Source organism: Kitasatospora cheerisanensis KCTC 2395 (assembly GCF_000696185.1).
Taxonomy (GTDB): Bacteria; Actinomycetota; Actinomycetes; order Streptomycetales; family Streptomycetaceae; genus Kitasatospora; species Kitasatospora cheerisanensis.
The window spans coordinates 7,888,370-7,904,870 of sequence record NZ_KK853997.1 but is presented as its reverse complement, the minus strand read 5'-3'; the positions used below and the strand labels follow the sequence as shown (position 1 = coordinate 7,904,870).

General features: G+C 74.5%; 14 protein-coding genes and 1 pseudogene. 3 read left to right on the top strand and 12 right to left on the bottom strand.

The annotated features are described in order from the left end of the window. Nucleotides 1–25 precede the first annotated feature (25 nt). The 3 genes and pseudogenes from KCH_RS35530 to KCH_RS35520 all read right to left on the bottom strand — a co-directional run bounded on the left by KCH_RS35530 (nucleotide 26) and on the right by KCH_RS35520 (nucleotide 2,808). Nucleotides 26–1,390, bottom strand: a complete 1,365-nt coding sequence (locus KCH_RS35530; protein ID WP_035870193.1) for an FtsX-like permease family protein — start codon at nucleotides 1,388–1,390, stop codon at nucleotides 26–28. After that, nucleotides 1,387–2,219, bottom strand: a pseudogene (locus tag KCH_RS35525) (ABC transporter ATP-binding protein). Before KCH_RS35525 ends, KCH_RS35530 begins: the two are co-directional and overlap by 4 nt. Nucleotides 2,220–2,460: 241 nt before the next feature. After that, nucleotides 2,461–2,808 (bottom strand): hypothetical protein, encoded by a 348-nt coding sequence (locus tag KCH_RS35520; protein ID WP_035870191.1) that lies wholly within the window; start codon nucleotides 2,806–2,808, stop codon nucleotides 2,461–2,463. Nucleotides 2,809–3,005: 197 nt separating this feature from the next. Between KCH_RS35520 and KCH_RS35515 the strand changes: the two genes are divergently transcribed. Further along, entirely contained in the window at nucleotides 3,006–3,755 is a 750-nt protein-coding gene (locus tag KCH_RS35515; protein ID WP_244305587.1) for a hypothetical protein, read from the top strand. Between the two features lie 30 nt (nucleotides 3,756–3,785). On the opposite strand, the gene KCH_RS35510 is transcribed toward KCH_RS35515, so the two are convergent. The 7 genes from KCH_RS35510 to KCH_RS35480 form a co-directional block, all read right to left on the bottom strand. Further along, nucleotides 3,786–5,579, bottom strand: coding sequence for an SLC13 family permease (locus tag KCH_RS35510; RefSeq protein ID WP_035870189.1), 1,794 nt, complete (start codon nucleotides 5,577–5,579; stop codon nucleotides 3,786–3,788). Nucleotides 5,580–5,615: 36 nt separating this feature from the next. After that, complete coding sequence (gene ggt / locus KCH_RS35505) at nucleotides 5,616–7,271, bottom strand: gamma-glutamyltransferase (RefSeq protein WP_035870187.1); 1,656 nt, start codon at nucleotides 7,269–7,271, stop codon at nucleotides 5,616–5,618. 90 nt (nucleotides 7,272–7,361) lie between these two features. Further along, complete coding sequence (locus KCH_RS35500) at nucleotides 7,362–7,583, bottom strand: hypothetical protein (RefSeq protein WP_035870185.1); 222 nt, start codon at nucleotides 7,581–7,583, stop codon at nucleotides 7,362–7,364. Nucleotides 7,584–7,592: 9 nt separating this feature from the next. Next, nucleotides 7,593–8,972: an L-lactate permease gene (locus tag KCH_RS35495; RefSeq protein WP_279635955.1), complete on the bottom strand. Its 1,380-nt coding sequence runs from the start codon at nucleotides 8,970–8,972 to the stop codon at nucleotides 7,593–7,595. A 14-nt stretch (nucleotides 8,973–8,986) separates the two neighbouring features. After that, nucleotides 8,987–10,396, bottom strand: a complete 1,410-nt coding sequence (locus tag KCH_RS35490) for a polysaccharide deacetylase family protein (protein WP_244305586.1) — start codon at nucleotides 10,394–10,396, stop codon at nucleotides 8,987–8,989. Between the two features lie 181 nt (nucleotides 10,397–10,577). Continuing rightward, complete coding sequence (locus KCH_RS35485; RefSeq protein WP_425268875.1) at nucleotides 10,578–11,252, bottom strand: peptidylprolyl isomerase; 675 nt, start codon at nucleotides 11,250–11,252, stop codon at nucleotides 10,578–10,580. A 229-nt stretch (nucleotides 11,253–11,481) separates the two neighbouring features. Beyond that, nucleotides 11,482–11,997 (bottom strand): aegerolysin family protein, encoded by a 516-nt coding sequence (locus KCH_RS35480; RefSeq protein ID WP_051653811.1) that lies wholly within the window; start codon nucleotides 11,995–11,997, stop codon nucleotides 11,482–11,484. A gap of 282 nt (nucleotides 11,998–12,279) precedes the next feature. Here KCH_RS35480 and KCH_RS35475 point away from each other — a divergent pair, with 282 nt between their 5' ends. Next, on the top strand, nucleotides 12,280–12,828 hold the full coding sequence (locus tag KCH_RS35475; RefSeq protein ID WP_035870176.1) for an EF-hand domain-containing protein: 549 nt from the start codon (nucleotides 12,280–12,282) through the stop codon (nucleotides 12,826–12,828). Nucleotides 12,829–12,928: 100 nt separating this feature from the next. Continuing rightward, complete coding sequence (locus KCH_RS35470) at nucleotides 12,929–13,606, top strand: hypothetical protein (protein ID WP_035870175.1); 678 nt, start codon at nucleotides 12,929–12,931, stop codon at nucleotides 13,604–13,606. Between the two features lie 287 nt (nucleotides 13,607–13,893). Here KCH_RS35470 and KCH_RS35465 read toward each other — a convergent pair whose 3' ends face one another. Then, the gene (locus tag KCH_RS35465) at nucleotides 13,894–14,238 is read right to left on the bottom strand and encodes a hypothetical protein (protein WP_035870173.1); all 345 of its coding nucleotides are present in this window, start codon (nucleotides 14,236–14,238) and stop codon (nucleotides 13,894–13,896) included. Between the two features lie 50 nt (nucleotides 14,239–14,288). Beyond that, entirely contained in the window at nucleotides 14,289–16,349 is a 2,061-nt protein-coding gene (gene ligA / locus KCH_RS35460) for an NAD-dependent DNA ligase LigA (protein WP_035870171.1), read from the bottom strand. Nucleotides 16,350–16,501 lie beyond the last annotated feature (152 nt).

Sequence of the window (16,501 nt, the reverse complement as noted above, 5' to 3'; positions counted from 1 at the left end):
CGCACCGCTGATCATTCTCCCTCCGTCACCGCCCCGCCAGCGCCGCCGGAGGCTGTCGCATCGCGGCAGTCGCAGCGGCCAGCACCGTGGGAACGGTGAGCAGGCCGGCGGCGGCCACGATCCAGGCGCAGGTGGTGAGGGGGACGGTCGGGACGGGGTTGCCGGTCGCGGCGGTGCTGAAGGCGGTGGTGGTGGCGGCGGTGACGAGGCCGCCGAGGAGGAGGCCGAGGGCGGCGGTGAGCGCGGCTTCGAGGGCGAGCACCCGCAGGACGTGGGCGCGGGTCGCGCCGAGCAGCCGCAGCAGGGCGAATTCGCGGCGCCGTTCGCCGGTGAGGGCGACCAGGGTGGTGAGGGTGGCGATCGCGCCGAAGGAGCCGAGCAGGCCGAGTTCGGCCTGGCGCAGCCAGCTGTCGGTGGCGGAGGTGGCGCCGTCGGGCGGCCCGGCGGCGGCGTGCAGGGCGGTGCCGGTCATGGTGGCCATGGTGGCGGAGAGTCCGGTCAGCAGGGCGATCGGCACGACGGCGGAGGCGAGTCGGCGGGCGTAGCCGCGCAGGTTGGCGTCGGCCTGCCAGCCGGTGCCGGGCAGCAGGGTGCGCAGGACGCGGCCGAGGGGCGCGGTGGCGAGGGGGGCGAGCAGCGGGCCGGCCAGCGCAACGGCGGTGAGCAGGACGAGAGTTGCCATCAGGGTGGCCTGCGCGGCCTTGTCGACCTCGGCGGGCGGGCGGGTCGCGGCGAGGCGTAGCAGCGCGGCGCCGCCGGCGAGGGCGACGGTCGCGGCGAGCAGCCGGACGACGCCGGGGCGCGGGTCCGGTCCCGTACTGTCCGCGAGTGCGGCGGCGGGGGTGGGTGCGGTGACGTGCCGGGCGGTGAGGGTCGCGGCGGTGGTGGCGACCAGCAGGGTGACGGCGGTGGCGACCAGCGCGGCGGGGAGGACGCCGGCGACGTGGGCGTGCGGGGCGGCCATCGCACGGTGCTGGAGCGCGGCGAGGAAGGCGCGGGCGCCGGCCCCGCCGAGCAGGGCACCGGGCACGGCGACCAGCAGGACCGTCAACCCGGCCTGGAGGCGCAGCAGTCGGCGGATCTGTCGGGGCGTGGCGGCGACGGTGCGCAGCAGCGCGAGGTCGCGGTACTGGTGGCGGAGGGCGAACCCGAGCGTGTTGAGCGCGACGAAGAACGCGACCAGCACGGTGATCTCCCCGAACGCTCCGGCGATCAGTCCGAGCCCGGGCCCTTGGACTTCGCGGCGCTCCGCGGCGGGCACGCCGTGTTCGGCGCCGAGCAGCGATCCGAGCGCGGTGACGGTGGCGACGGCGAGCAGCAGTGCGGCGGCCAGTCCGGCGAATCCGGCGGGCCGGCGCTGCAACTGGCGGACGGCGAGCAGGAGACTCATCGTTCCGCACCGCCCGTCCCGGACCCCTGGTCGACCGAACTGCCCGAACCGCTCGAACCGCCCGAGCCGTCCGAGCCGTCCGAGCCGCCCGTGCGGGCCAGCGCTTCGGCGACCTGACGGGCCGTCGGGTGGTGGAGTTCGTCGACCAGGCGGCCGTCGGTGAGGAGCAGGACGCGGTCGGCGTACGCGGCGGCGGCAGGGTCGTGGGTGACCATGACGCAGGTGCCGCCGTCCTGGTCGACGCCGTCGCGCAGCAGGCGGAGGATCTGGGTGCCGGTGGCGCGGTCGAGGGCGCCGGTGGGTTCGTCGGCGAACAGGACCCGGGGCGGGTGACGAGGGCGCGGGCGATGGCGACGCGTTGCTGTTGGCCGCCGGAGAGTTGGGCGGGGCGCCGGCGTTCGCGGCCGGCCAGTCCGACCCGGGCGAGGGCCTCGCGGACGGCGGCGCGGTCGGGGCGGCGGCCGGCCATCCGGCCGGGGAGTTCGACGTTCTGGGCGGCGGTCATGCCGGGCATCAGGTTGAACGCCTGGAAGACGAAGCCGATGTGTTCGCGGCGCAGCCGGGCGAGGCGGCGTTCGGGCAGGCCGTGGACGGCGGTGGGGCCCCACCAGACCTGTCCGCGGTCGGGGCGGTCCATGCCGGCCAGGCAGTGCAGCAGGGTGGTCTTGCCGGATCCGGAGGGGCCCATCACGGCGGTGAACGTCCCGGGCCGGAACTCCACCGTGACGCCGCGCAGGACGGGGACCTCGCTGCCGCCGCGCCGGTAGCTGCGGTGCAGGGCCTCGCCCCGGGCGGCGAATTCCGCTTGGGTACTCGTGACGCTGTTCATGCCTTCATCGTGCGCCGCGGCCACCTGCGGTTTCGCCCGTGCCAGCACCCGTCCTCGGGGTTCGGAAAACCGCACCCCCGACCCTGCCCGGCGGCCAACTCCGTACCCCGCCCCTGCCCAGCAGCCAACTCCGTAACCCGGCCCCGCCCGGCTGCCAACGCCGCACCGAGCCGCCCCGCTGCCAACGCCGCACCCCCGGCCCGCGCGAGGCAGGCCGGGGGTGCGGGTCGCGGGGTGCGGGTCAGACGACCCCGCCGTAGTAGCCGCCGATGGCCCGCCGGTAGTCGGGGTCGTCGGTGTGCCGGTCGCGGTCGTACGCGGGCGAGTTCTTCACCTCGTCCTTGGTGCGGTTCACCCACACCGTGCGCTCGGCGGTGTCGACCCGTCGGATGGTGCCGGCGGGGAGCAGCACCTCGTGCCCGAAGATCCACGGGCCGGTGTCGACCACGATGTGCGCGCTGTCGACCTCTTCGGTGTGCTTGTCGACCTTGCCGATGTGGCCGTCCTCGGCCTCCACCCGGTAGCCGGTCAGGTCGGTGCCCGGGGTCCAGCCCTCGGCCTTGCCGTAGTCCCACATTCCGCTGGTCACAACTGCCTCCTCGGGAAACGGAGTTCCGTGTTCGTGGTACGGCCCTCGACTGCCCCGCCCGGCCGGGGGCATGCCACCGGGACGGAACTTTCCTGCCGAAATGCCGCGGGGCGGGGAGGGAGGCGGGTGCGGGAGTGGATTGCCGCCGGCGGGGGCAGCCGACGGGCAGTGACCACCGGCAGGGAGGATGCGGGCGGATGAGTGCGACGACGGCCGGGGGCGGACCGGCTCCGAACGCGAGGCGGGCGGCGGTGCTGCGGCGCCACCCGCGGCACGAGCGGCGCGGGGAGGCGCGGTTGCCCGCGGTGGTGGCGACGCTGGTGGCGATCCTGCTGTACCTGGCGCTGCCGGACGCCCTGCTGGTGGCTCCGCGCTACGTGCTGCCGGGGCTGGAGTTGCTGCTGCTGGTGCCGCTGGTGGCGGTGAATCCGCATCGGATGACCCGGCAGAACCGGCTGTCCCGGGTGCTGTCGCTCGGCCTGGTCGCGCTGATCGGCGTGAGCAATCTGGTGGCGCTGGGTCTGCTCGTGCACCGGCTGGTGGCGGGCGGGGTGGGCGACGGCGGTTCGCTGCTGGTCGCGGCGCTGCAGGTGTGGGCCACCGACATCGTGGTGTTCGGCCTGGCGTTCTGGGAGCTCGACCGCGGCGGCCCGGTGATGCGCACCCAGCTGCCGCGTGCGGAGCTGCCGTTGGCGGACTTCCGGTTCTCCCAGGACGAGAACCACGACGCGGTCGAGGAGGTCGCCGACGGTTCCAGCCGGTCCTGCGACTGGGCGCCGACCCTGGTCGACTACCTGTACGTGTCGGTGACCAACTCGACGGCGTTCAGCCCGACGGACACCATGCCGCTGTCCACCCGCGCCAAGGTCCTGATGAGCGTGGAGAGCATCGCCGCGCTGATCACCTCGCTGCTGGTGATCGCCCGCGCGGTGGGCGCCCTCCAGTGATGGCCGCCCGGCCCGCGGTCCGACGGTCCGTCAGAACGGCCAGACCAGCGGGACGATCAGCACGGTGACCACGGCCGTCCAGGCGAGCATCAGGGTGCCGAGGCGCCAGAAGTCGCCGAAGCGGTAGGCGCCGGGGCCGTAGACCATCAGGCTGACGCCGTTGGCGAAGGGGGTGAGGAAGGAGGCGCTGGCGCCCATCGCGACGGCGAGCATCATCGGGAGCGGGGAGATGCCGAGGTCGGTGGCGGTGGCGAGGCCGATCGGGATCATCACCAGCGCGGTGGAGGTGTTGGAGATGAACTGGGTGATGACGGCGGCGACCAGGAACAGGCCGGCCAGGACGACCCGCGGTCCGGCGTCGCCGAGTGCCTCCACCACGTGGTCGGCGATCATCCGGGCGGCGCCGGTGCTGGTCATGGCGTTGGCGGGGGCGATCATCGCGCCGATCAGGATGCAGGTGTTCCAGTCGATGCCGCGGTAGAGCTGGGAGATCCGCACCACCCGGGTGATCACCATCAGGCAGGCGCAGACGGTGGCGGCGATCGGGGCGGGGACGAGGTCGAAGGCGAGCAGCACGACCAGCAGGCCGAGCACGGCGAGCGCGGTGGGCGCGCCCCGGCCGAGCGGGACGGCCTGGCGTTTGACCAGGTCGGGGGCGTCGACCACGAGCAGGTCGGGGGTGGAGAGGTGGCGTTCGAGGGCGGGCCAGTCGCCCTGGAGCAGCAGGTGGTCGCCGGCCCGCAGGGTGATCCGGGTGCGGTGCAGGTCGGCGCCGCCGCGCTGGACGGCGAGCAGGGTGAGGCCGTCCTCGGTGACGGTGCCGGGGAAGGCGGCCTGTCCGATCCTCGCGGAGCGCTGCGGGACGACGGCTTCGACCAGTCCGGTGTTCCGGCCGAGCAGGCGCTCGGCGAGCCGGCCGTCGGACCGGTCCACCGTCAGGTCGAGTTCGGCGGCGAGGAGTTCGACGTCCGCGGTGTCGCCGCGCACCAGCAGGACGTCGCCGGTGGCGAGCCGTTCGCGGGTGAGCGGCCGCTCGCTCTCGCCGTCGAGGACGACGAGCAGCAGCAGGCCGGGCCGGTCGCCGGGGTCGAGGGTCTCGCGGGGCGCGCCGGCCAGCGGGGAGCCGGCGGTGACCCGCAGCCGGTGCAGGCGTTCCTCCAGCCGGTACTGCTCGACCAGGGTGTGGGCGTGGCCGCTGAGGTCGGTGGGGACGGCCTCGCTGTGCCGGGCCGGCAGCAGCCGCCGGCCGAACAGCAGCACGAGCACGACGGCGCCGAGGAGTTGGGGGATGCCGAGCACGGACCACTCGAAGAATCCGATGTGGCCGATGCCGGCGTCCTCGGCCTGGGTCGCGGTGATCACGTTGACGGGGGTGCCGAGCAGGGTGAGGGTGGCGCCGCTGAGGCAGGCGAAGGCGAGCGGGATCATCAGCAGCGACGGGGCGGTGCGGGTGCGCACGGCGATGATCACGGTGACCGGGAGCATCGCGGCGACGGCGCCGTTCATGCCGATGAGTCCGCTGAACACGGCGGCGACGGCCATCAGCATGACCATCAGCCTGGTCCGGCTGCGGCCGGCGGCCCGCATCAGGAACTGCCCGGCCCAGGCGCCGACGCCGGTGTTCTCCAGGCCGACGGCGATCGCCAGCAGCGCGGCGATCAGGATCACCACCGGGTCGCCGAAGCCCTGCAGGGTCTCCTGGACGGTGAGCACGCCGGTGAAGTACAGGGCGAGCGCGGCGCCGACGGCGACGACCGCGGCGGGCACCGGGTTCCAGGCGAACAGCACCAGTGCCAGGCCGATCACGATCAGGGTGGTCCACATCGTCACCCCACCGGCCCGTCGGCGGCCGGCGCGGTGTCAGTAGCCGAGCGCAGCGCCGTCACCGCGCGGGTCCGCGCCCCCTTCGTAGAAGCCGTGCCGGTGGTCGACCCGGATGGCCTGGGCGTGGCCCATGGTGTCGTTCCAGTCGGTGACGGGGCGGACGGGCTGGCCGCGGCGGGCGAGTTCGCGCAGCGTCTGGTCACTGATCCGGCCCTCCAGCGACAGGTCCCGGGAGGGGGTGCCCCAGGTGCGGCCCATCAGCCAGCGCGGCGCCTCGATGGCCTGCTGGACGTCGTAGCCGAAGTCGACGATCCGGGTCACCAGGGCGGCCTGCGTCTGGGGTTGGCCCTCGCCGCCCATCGAGCCGCAGGCCAGGTGCGGGCGGCCGCCGGCCAGCAGCAGGGCGGGGGCGAGGGTGTGGAAGGTGCGCTTGCCGGGGGCCAGGTGGTTGGGGTGGTCCTCGTCGAGGGAGAAGAACGCGCCGCGGTTCTGCACCAGGACGCCGGTGTCGCCGCCGACCTCGGCGGAGCCGAAGTCGTGGTAGATCGACTGGATCAGCGAGACCACGGTGCCGTCGCTGTCGGCGGCGGCGAAGTAGCAGGTGTCTCCGGAGGGCGCGCGGCGTTCGTGCGGCCGGGGGTAGGGGATGCCGGCGGGGACGGTCTCGATGTCGGCGGCGTGCTGCGGGTCGATCCGCCGGCGGCGTTCGTCGGCGTACTCCTTGCTGATCAGCCGGTCGACCGGGATGTCCACGAAGCGCGGGTCGGTGAGCCATTCGTCGCGGTCGGCGAAGGCGAGTTTCACCGCCTCGGCGAGGTGGTGGTAGTAGTCGGCGGTGCCCTCGCCGAACGCGGTGAGGTCGAACCCCTCGATCAGGTGGAAGAGTTGAAGGGCGGTCAGGCCCTGGGTGGCGGGCGGCAGTTCGGTGACGGTCAGGCCCCGGTAGCCGCCGGTCAGCGGCTCGACCCATTCGGCGCGGTAGCCGGCGAAGTCGTCGGGGGTGAGCGGGGAGCCGAGCGGGCCGAGGGCCGCGCAGATCCGTTCGGCGGTGCTGCCCCGGTAGAAGCCGTCGCGCGGGCCGTGCGCGGCGAGGTGTTCGAAGGTCCGGGCGAGGTCGGGCTGTTGGAGGCGGTGGCCCTCGCGCAGCAGGCGCCCGCCGGGCAGGTAGACGGCGGCGGTGGCGGGCCGGGCCGCCAGGATGCCCTGGTCGGCGAGCAGCCAGTCGGCGAGCGAGCGGCTGACCGGCATGCCGTCCCGGGCGTGGCCGATGGCGGCGCGGAACAGCGAGTCCCAGGGCAGCCGGCCGTGGCGTTCGTGCGCGAGCCGCCAGCCGTCGACGGCGCCGGGCACGGTCAGCGCGGCCTGCGCGCCGCGGGCCGGGATCTCGGTGCCGTACCTGCTGCGGTAGGCCTCCAGGGTGGCGCCGCGGGCGGCGGGCCCGCTGGCGTCGATGGCCTCCACCTGCCCGTCGGCGTCGGCGATCAGCCAGAAGCCGTCGCCGCCGAGGCCGGCCATGTGCGGGTAGACCACGCACAGCACGGCGTTGGCGGCGATCGCCGCGTCGACGGCGCTGCCGCCGCGCTGCAGCGCCTGGAGTCCGGCGGCGCTGGCCAGGTAGTGCGGCGTGGTGACCATGCCGTTCGCCGCGACCGTGGGGGGACGCCCGGTCCGCGGGCCGTCGGGGTGACTCATGCAACGCCTTCCAGGATCGGGCTTCCGGGCCGGGGACTTCGGGGTCGAACGGGAGTCAGGAGGGCTTCGGGGCTTCGGGCCTCGACCGGCCTACGAGGTCCGCTCGTCGAACTCCATGCCCATGTCGGTGACCTTGTCGGTGGAGTGGTCCATGTACCGGGTGGCGACCGGCAGCACGGCGCCGACCGCGAACGCCGCCAGGCCGAGCCACCACACCCAGGGCCGGTCGTGCTCGGTGCCGGCGCTGATCACCGGGAACGCCGCCAGCAGCAGCACCAGTGACGCCGTCTCGGCCTTCAGTTTGCGGTCCATGACTGCCTCTCAGTTCGCCAGCACCAGCGCGATGGTGGCGGCGCCGGTGAGCACCGCGACCACCACGGTCCAGCCGATGGTCAGCCGCAGCACCGCGCCCTCCCGGCCCTTGATGCCGGCGATGCTGGTGCCGAGCACGATGTTGGCGGGCGCGACGGCGTTGCCGTAGGCGCTGCCGGCGGCCTGGCCGGCCACGATCGCCTCGGCGCTGATGCCGTGCAGGTGTGCGACGTCGCTCTGCACGCCGGCGAACAGCACGTTGGACGCGGTGCTGCTGGAGGTCATGAAGGCGCCGAGCGCGCCGATGACGCTGGCGATGCCCGCGTACACGTTGGGCGGTGAGACGTCGGCGATGCCGTGCGCGATGGTGAGGGTCTGTCCGCTGTGGTCGAGCACCCGGCTGGTGACCAGGAAGGCGATCACCGGCACCGAGGCGGGGACGGCGTCGACCAGCAGGGCGGCCGAGATCCGTTCCCGCTCGTGCAGCCGCGCCCAGTCCCGGTAGTGGCCGCGGTACCGGTAGACCGCCCAGACCACCAGGGTGGTGATCAGCAGCATGGTGCCGGGGTGGGTGAGCAGGGTGATCGGGGCGTAGGTGTCGGTGGCGGCGTTCTGCACGCCGTAGCCGGTGGTGACCTCCGGGAACGGCAGGCCGAGCCGCCAGCGCCGCAGTTGGTCGTTGAGCGGGTCGATCAGCAGGGCGCTCAGGGTGACGGCGGGCAGCACGGCGTAGGGCAGGCAGGACCAGCCGAGGCTCATCACCGGCGGGGTCTCCCGCCGCCGCTCCTCGGTGCGGTCGGCCATCGCGGGGCGGTCCGGGATGCCGGTGATCGGCTCGCCGTAGCGCCGCCACCGCGAGAGCGGGTACAGCGCCAGCAGGGCGACGGCGGCGGCCAGGAAGGTGGACAGCTCGGGGCTGAACAGGGTGGCGAGCATCTGCCCGACGCCCAGGACGGTGCCGAGGATCAGCACCAGCGGCCAGGCGTGCCGGACGGCGGGCCAGCGGCCGTACCACCACACCACCAGGAAGCCGCCGAGGTAGGTGGGGATGAGGATCAGCAGGCCGGACTGGAACGCGGCCCGGGTCTCGTCGTGGATGTCGGCGACCTGGAGGGTGGCCAGCCAGCCGGCGCCGAGGGTGCCGAAGAACCGGGCCCAGGCGTGCGCGAGGACGCCCATGGCGACCGCGTGCACGGGCCGGACGCCGACCGCGATCAGCAGCGGCACGACCACCGCGACGGGTGCGCCGAACCCGGCGATGCCCTGCAGGAAGGAGGAGAACACCCAGGCCAGCGCCAGCACCACGAACAGCTCGTTGCGGCTGAACCGCGAAATCCCCTGCCGCAGCGCGTCGTACGCGCCGGCCTGCTTGGTGACCTGGTAGAGCAGCAGCGCGGGTCAGATCACGTACAGGATGAACACCGCGTCCCAGACGCCCTTTCCGCAGGCGACGGCGAGCGTGTGCCAGGGCGTCCGGAACGCGGCCAGGGCGACCACCGCGGCGGTGAACATGGCGACCGGGGCCGCCTCGGGGCCCGCCAGCGCAGCGGCACCAGGAAGACGAGCAGCACCACGATCGGCAGGACCGCCAACAGCCAGTGCCCCGCGTCGACCGGTACCTGTTCCCCCACTGCGCCCTCCGCATCGGCGGGCACGACGACGCCCGGACCAGGCAACAACCAACACCCTGGCCGCCGCCCGGACGCCGCACGACACCCGGCACCGGCCGCCAACCACCCGAACACACCAACGGCGGCCGGGCGGTCGGGTGACGGTGCGTCAGGAACGGGGCAGGGCGTCGACCCGGGCGAATCCGTAGCCGCGGGCGAGCAGGCCTCGATCACCCCGGGCAGCGCCTCGACGGTCTGCGAGCGGTCGCCGCCGCCGTCGTGCAGCAGGACCACCGACCCGGGGCGGGCCCGTTCGAGCACGGCGCGGGTGATCGCCGCGGCGCCGGGCAGCGTCCAGTCGGACGCCTCGACGTCCCACAGCACCACGGTGGCCCCGCTCCCGGTGAGCCGGCGCAGCACCGCGGGGGTGCGCGAGCCGTACGGGGGCCGGAACATCCGCGGGCCGCCGTCCGCGCCGACGGTGGCGCCGATCGCCTCGTCGGTGCGGGCGAGTTGGGCGAGCAGTTCGCCGCGGGTGAGGTCGGGCAGGTAGGGGTGGGACCAGGAGTGGTTGGCGATCTGGTGGCCGGCGGCGGCCATCCGCTCGAGTTCGGCGGGGTGCGGGAGGGCGTGCAGGCCGACGCAGAAGAAGGTCGCGGGGACGCCGTACCGGTCGAGCAGGTCGAGGATCCGGCCGGTGTGCGGCGGGTTCGGGCCGTCGTCGAAGGTGAGGGCGACCACGGGGCGTTCGCGGTCGCCGGAGGACAGCCAGCGCCCGGCCCGGTGCAGCCGGTCCAGGAGGCCGGGGTCGGTGGCCGGCTCCGGGTCGCGGCCGGCGAGCGTGCCGGTCTCGGCGCTCAGCCGGACCACGGCGGCCGGGTCGCGGGCCGCGGCCAGGGCGAGTTCCTCGGCGGGGACGGAGCCGAACCCGGAGCGGGGCGGCAGCACCCACGGGTCGGCCCGGCCCACGGCCAGTCCGGCGCCGATCAGGCGGCCGTCGAGGATGCCGTTGGTGGAGTCGATCACCGTCAGCAGGCTCTCCCCGGACGCCGCGAACTCCCGTTCCAGGCGCAGCAGGTGGCCGGTGAGGGCGTCCGTCCGGGCGGCCGCGAACCGGGCCGGCGGGGCGGCCGGGCGGCCGTCCTCGTCGAGCACGGCGAGGTCGAAGCCGGAGCCGGTCCAGGCGATTCCCGAGTAGCGCATCCTGCTCCTCCCGCCGCTCGCGGACGTCCGCCGCGAGACCGTTCGGGAGCTTCCCGGACCGGCCGGCGCACCGTCAAGCCTCCGCCGGCAGCCGGCCGGTGTACACGCGCGGGGCGGGCACGTCGGCGCGCACGCGCGGGCGGGCCCGCCGCGGGGTGCGCGGCGGGCCGGGGCCGGTCGGTCAGTGGCTGGAGATGGAGACCTTGCGGAAGTCGACGCGCAGGGTCGGGAAGCCGTCGCCCGGGGCGTTCTGGTCGTCCTCGCCGCCGGCCGCGATCTTCTGCAGCACGTCGAGTCCGGAGGTGACCTGGCCGAACGGGGTGTAGTTGGGCGAGAGCTTGGTGTCCTTCCAGACGAAGAAGAACTGGCTGCCGTTGGTGTTCGGCCCGGCGTTGGCCATCGCGACGGTGCCGGCGGGGTAGGTCGCCCCGTCGAGGTTCTCGTCGGGGAAGGAGTAGCCGGGCCCGCCGCTTCCGGTGCCGGTCGGGTCGCCGCACTGCAGCACGTACAGGCGCTGGGTGGTGAGGCGGTGGCAGTGGGTGCGGTCGTAGTAGCCCTTCTCGGCGAGGAAGCGGAACGAGAAAGTGGTGCACGGGGCCTTGTCGGTCAGCGCCTTGAAGGTGATGGTCCCCTGGGTGGTGCGCAGGACGGCGTTGTACGGCTTGGCGGCCTTCTTGGCGTCGAACACCGGGATGCCCTTGAAGTTGTCCGCGGGCACGGCGGGCGAGTACACGCATCCGCTGCCGGCGGTCGCGGCGGCCGTCGGTTCGGCGGCGGCCGCCGCGGTGGTGGACAGGGCGAGCGGCAGGGTGGACAGGGCGGTGAGCAGCGCCCAGGACTTGCGCTTCATCTTCATCTGGCAGCCTTCGCAGTGGAGTTGATCAGGCATCGGCGTTGATCAGGGACCTGCCATACCTGCCCACTCGGGCCCCACCCACACCCCGGAAACGCAGTGGTCGCACCCTTGTCCGCCCCTTGACGGCCTGTCACGACCCGCCGCGTCCCGTCACCGCCCGTCGTGGCCCGTCACGACCCGGGAGCGCCCCCGCCCCCCAGTGGGGTGGCTCCCGGGGTCGTGCGGGCGGTCAGCGGCCCCAGGCGGAGAACTCGGCGGTGGCGTTGTTGCCGCCGCCGCCGGCCGGCTGCGGGACGTAGAACTTGAGGTCGGTGCCGTTGGAGTCGTAGCTGTTGGAGCCGACGTACGGGTTGTTCCAGTGGACCTGGATGATCCGGCTGTTCAGCAGCGCGTTGGCGCAGTTGTCGGCGTAGAACCGGGCGTAGCCCTCGGTGCCGGTGGCGAAGCCGTTCGACTCGGAGGCCCAGCTGCCCTGCTGGCCGTCGTAGATGCGCACCGGCGGCTCGTAGGTCCAGATGCCGTGCGAGAGCCACCAGTTCTCGCGGGTGAGGGTGCAGCCGGTCCAGTTGTTCAGCTTGACGGTGGTGCTGCGGGCGGCGCTCGCGAGGGCCGGCTTGGCGGCGGCCTGCTCGGCGGCGGGCGCCTTGGCGGTGTCGGCGGTCGCGGCGGTGGCGGTGCCGGTCAGCGTGAGGGCCAGTGCGGCGGCGGCGGTGAGCGCGCCGGCCAGGCGAATGCGGGTTCCCATGGTTTCTCCCCCCGGAGTGGCGGCCGGTCCGTCCGGCTGCCGTGTCACCACTGTGCGACCTCGCGATAAACCTCCGATGGACGACCGATGACAGCGGCGTTCATCCGGGCCTTGCACGGGCCGGGGGCTGCCCCGAACGAGTGCCCGCGCGCGGTGCCGCTCCCGCGCCCCCGGAGCGGAGCAGGACGGCTGTCGCGCCCGGTGCGCCTGCGCCGGAGGTGCCGGAGGCGCGGCCGGTGGAGAAGCATGGCGGCAACACCCCCGAGCGAGAGGCACCGTCCCGTGGCCAGCGAGTTCCAGCGCGCCAAACTCACCACCATGTTCGCGGCGTTCGACACGGATCGGAACGGCTGCCTCGACCGGGACGACTTCCAGGACCTCGCGGAGCGCTGGCACCGTCTTCCCCGGGTGGCCGCCGATCCCGAACTGACCGCGCAGGTCACCGAGGTGATGCTCGCTTGGTGGGAGCGCCTGTCCGCGGCCGCCGACCGCGACAACGACGGCAGGGTGGACCTGGACGAGATCCTTGCCATGGTCGACCGGCCGCCCGCGATGCTGGACGCCGTCAACGCCACCGCCGACGCGGTCTTCGACGCGGTGGACGAGGACGGCGACGGCCGGATCTCGCCCGCCGAGCACCACCGGCTGGTCAACACCTGGCACGGCCGGGCGATCGACACCGCGGACGTGTTCGAGGTGCTCGACCGGGACGGCGACGGCTTCCTCGGGCGGTCCGAGTTCGCCCTGCTGTGGGCGCAGTTCTGGATCAGCGACAACCCGGCCGACCCGGGCAACCTGCTCTGCGGGCCGGTCCCGGCGGCGCGGGCCTGACCGGCGCTCAACTGTTCGGAACGCTGTCGGAATTGACGCGTTCACGGATACCCTCTCCGCGGGCGGCACCGGCCGTCCGCACCGTGGAGGAGGGGTCAGGGTGAGCACGCTCGCGGCAGGGACGGGAGCCGGCCTCGATCCGGTGCTGGCGGACCGGGTGACGGAGGCCCTGCTGCTGGCCGGCCTCCCGGTCGCGCACGGCGGCCACGGGCCGGGCGTCCGCCTGGCGCCGGACCCGGCGGCCGGGGCGGTCGTGCTGCACTGGCTGGCCTCACCCCGGCTGGAGGACGCGGCGACGGCGGGCGGCGAGAACCCGGCGGCGGCGACCCGTCAACTGGTCGCCGACGCCGTGGAGAACGCCCTCGCCGAGTTCCTCCCGGCCCTCGGTCTGGACGCGGAACTCACCACGGTGCGTGCCGCCGCCGGTCTGCCGGCCGCCGCGCCGCCGGTGCCCTACTCCGCGCTGCCGCCGGTGGATCCGGCGGTCCGGGCCGAGCTGGTCACGGCCGTGCGGCGCAGCGCGGCGCTGGCCGGCCTGCCGCTGGCCACCCGCCCGGGCGCGGCCGGCATCACGCTGACCGCCTGCACGCCGACGGGTCTCCCCGACCTCGGCTGGAACCCCTCCCCCCGTCTCCCCGCGGCCCTTCGCCCCGCCGTCCGGGACGCGGTCCGGCACGCCCTCGGCGTCGCCCTGGCCGCCACCGGCCTCCACCTCACCTGGCACCGCCCCCCGGGCATCGAGCCCCAGCTCCGCGCCCACGGCCCGTCCGCCGCCTGACGGGGCATCCAACCGGTTCCGCCCGGCGCGTCCTGACGGCAAGTCAGTCGCGGCCGGACCCAGCCGGACCCGCCCGCCCCCGATCACCCGGCTCCCGGCTCCCGACTCCCGACTCCCGGCTCCCGGCTCCCGGCTCCCGGCTCCCGGCTCCCGGCTCCCGGCTCCCGGCTCCCGGGCATCGCATCCCGACTCCGCGCCCAGGGCAAGCCCCGGCGCCTGACGACCCGTCGCCCACCGTCCCTGCCGGGCCGTCAGCCGCCGCCGGTCCGGGTAGCCCTGACGGCAGGTCAGTCGCGGCTGACCCGCACCCCGCCCACCAGTCCCCAGGCCGCGACGTGCACGGTGGGGCCGCCGGCGACGGTCGGGCCGTCGTCGCTGACTCCGCCGAGGCGGATGCCGGTGACCCGGACCCGGACGTCGGGGCGGACCCGGAGGTGGACGCCGCCGACCAGGCTGAGCTTGGTGATGCGCAGTTCGGCCCCGTCGGGGATGTCCACGTCGGTGAGGTCGATGTCGGCGCCGCCGACCAGCGAGGCGGTCAGGGTGCGGGTGTGGATCGCCTCGCCCTCCAGGCGGGTGCCGCCGATCAGGCTGATGTGCACGTCGGTTGTGTCGTTCCCCGTGTTCGTCATGGCCGTCACCTTAGGGAACGCCGGGTGACCTGCGGAAGTGGTGCCTCCGATCAGTCCTGGGGAAGGTGGTCGGCGAGCAGGGCGGCGAACTCCTCGGGGGTGAGGATGCGGATGCCGAGCTCCTCGGCCTTGGTGCGCTTGGAACCGGCCTTCTCGCCGGCGACCAGCAGGGTGGTCCGCTTGGAGACGGAGGAGGAGGCCTTGCCTCCGGCGCGTTCGACGAGTTCGTTCATCTCGTTGCGGGAGAGGGCGGCGAGCGGGCCGGTCATCGAGCCGGTGACGACCACCGCCTCGCCGGTGAGCGGGCCGGCCTCGCCCGCCGCCTCGGTGTCGGCCCCGTCCCCGGCCTCCGCCGCGCCGGGGCGCTGCGGCTCGGTGACCTGGGTGCCGACCTGCTGCTCCGTCAGCTTGTCGAGGAGCGGGGCGAGTTCGAGCAGTTCGGCGGCGACCACCCGGGCCTTCTCGGTGCCGATGCCGGGGACCTCGGCGAGGGCTTCGGCGTCGGCGGCGCGGATCGCGGCGAGCGAGCCGAAGTGGGCGGCGATCCGGCGGGACATGGTGCGGCCGGTGCCCCGGACGCCGAGGGCGCAGAACACCCGGTTGAGCGGCTGGCTGCGGGCGGTCTCGATGGCGGCCAGCAGGTTGTCGGTGGAGGTCTCGCCCATCCGGTCCAGGGCGAGGAGTTGGTCCCGGGTCAGCGTGAAGAGGTCGGCGATGTCGGTGACCAGGCCGGATTCGACGAGCTGGATCGCGCGGGTGCCGCCGAGTCCCTCGATGTCGAGCTGGTCGCGGCCGGCCGCGTAGATCACCGAGGCCACGGCCTGGCAGTTCCGGCCCCGGACGCAGCGCCAGCGCTGCTCGGAGGTGTCGATCTCGTCGCCGCAGCGCGGGCAGGCGGAGGGGAAGACGATCGGGGTCTGGCTGCCGTCGCGCAGCTCGGCGAGCGGGGCCTCGACGCGCGGGATCACGTCGCCGGCCCGGAAGACGTAGCAGAGGTCGCCGAGCATCAGGTCGCGCCGGGTGATGTCGGCGGGGTTGTGCAGGGTGGCGTAGGTGACGGTGACGCCGTCGATGACCACGGGCTCCAGGACGGCGCGCGGGGCGATGATGCCGGTGCGGCCGACGTTCCACTCCACGTCGAGGAGGCGGGTGACCTTGTGCTCGGCGGCGAGCTTGCGGGCCACTGCCCAGCGCGGGGCGCGGGAGCCGCTGCCGGCCTGGTGCCGGTCGGCGGCGGTGTCGGCCTTGACCACCACGCCGTCGATGCCGAAGGGCAGGGCCGCGCGCAGGGCGGCGATCTCGTCGATGCGCTGCTGGACGGCGTCCAGGGACTCGCAGCGCAGCGGGGCGGCGGCGCTGCTCGCGGCGGTGTTGGCGCCGAGCACGGCCAGCGAGGCGAGCAGGGCGCTGTGCGAGAGGTCGAGGTCGAGGCCGATGGCGTCGTAGGCGAAGAAGGTCAGCTCGATCCGGTACGGGCGGTCCTTGGCGCGGAGCGTCCCGGCGGCGCCGCTGCGCGGGTGGGCGAAGGCGGGCGCCTCGTGGGCGAGGCGGATCCGGTTCGCCTCCTCGAACTGAGCGGTCGTCAGCAGCACCTCGCCGCGCAGCTCGACGTCGATCGGCTCGGTGAGGGTGGCGGGCAGGCCGAGGACGGCGTCGGCGGCGTGGGTGATGTCCTCGCCGGCCAGGCCGTCGCCGCGGGTGAGCATCTGGACCAGCCGTCCGGCCCGGTAGCGGGCGGCGACGGCGAGCCCGTCGAGCTTGGGCTCCACGCACCAGCCGGCCACCGGCCGGCCCAGCCGCCGCTCCAGGCCGGCCGCCCAGTCGGTCAGCTCCTGGGCGTCGAAGACGTTGTCGAGCGAGAGCATCGGAACGGAGTGCGGCACGTCGCCCTGGACGGCGCCGCCGGCCACCTTCCCGGTCGGCGAGTCGGGCAGCACCTCGCCCGGGTGCTCCTCCTCGTACGCGGTGATGGCGCGCAGCAGCGCGTCGTACTCGTCGTCGCCGAGCGGCGTGGAGCCGTCGGTGTAGTAGGCGGCCGAGGCTGCGACTGCGGCCGCGACCGCGTCGGCGTAGTCGGCGGAGGAGAGCAGCGGGGAGGCGGTGTCCGTCATGGGAACATCATCCTGACCAGCACTGACAACTCGAAGAAACGGTTCCGCATCGGCCCGCTGCGGGCCGCCCGGTGCCGGCGCGGCGCCGGGGCGGGGACTGCGACCGTCGTGCTCCCGCCCGCGGACGGTGCCGGCCGGATCCTCCCGCGGCA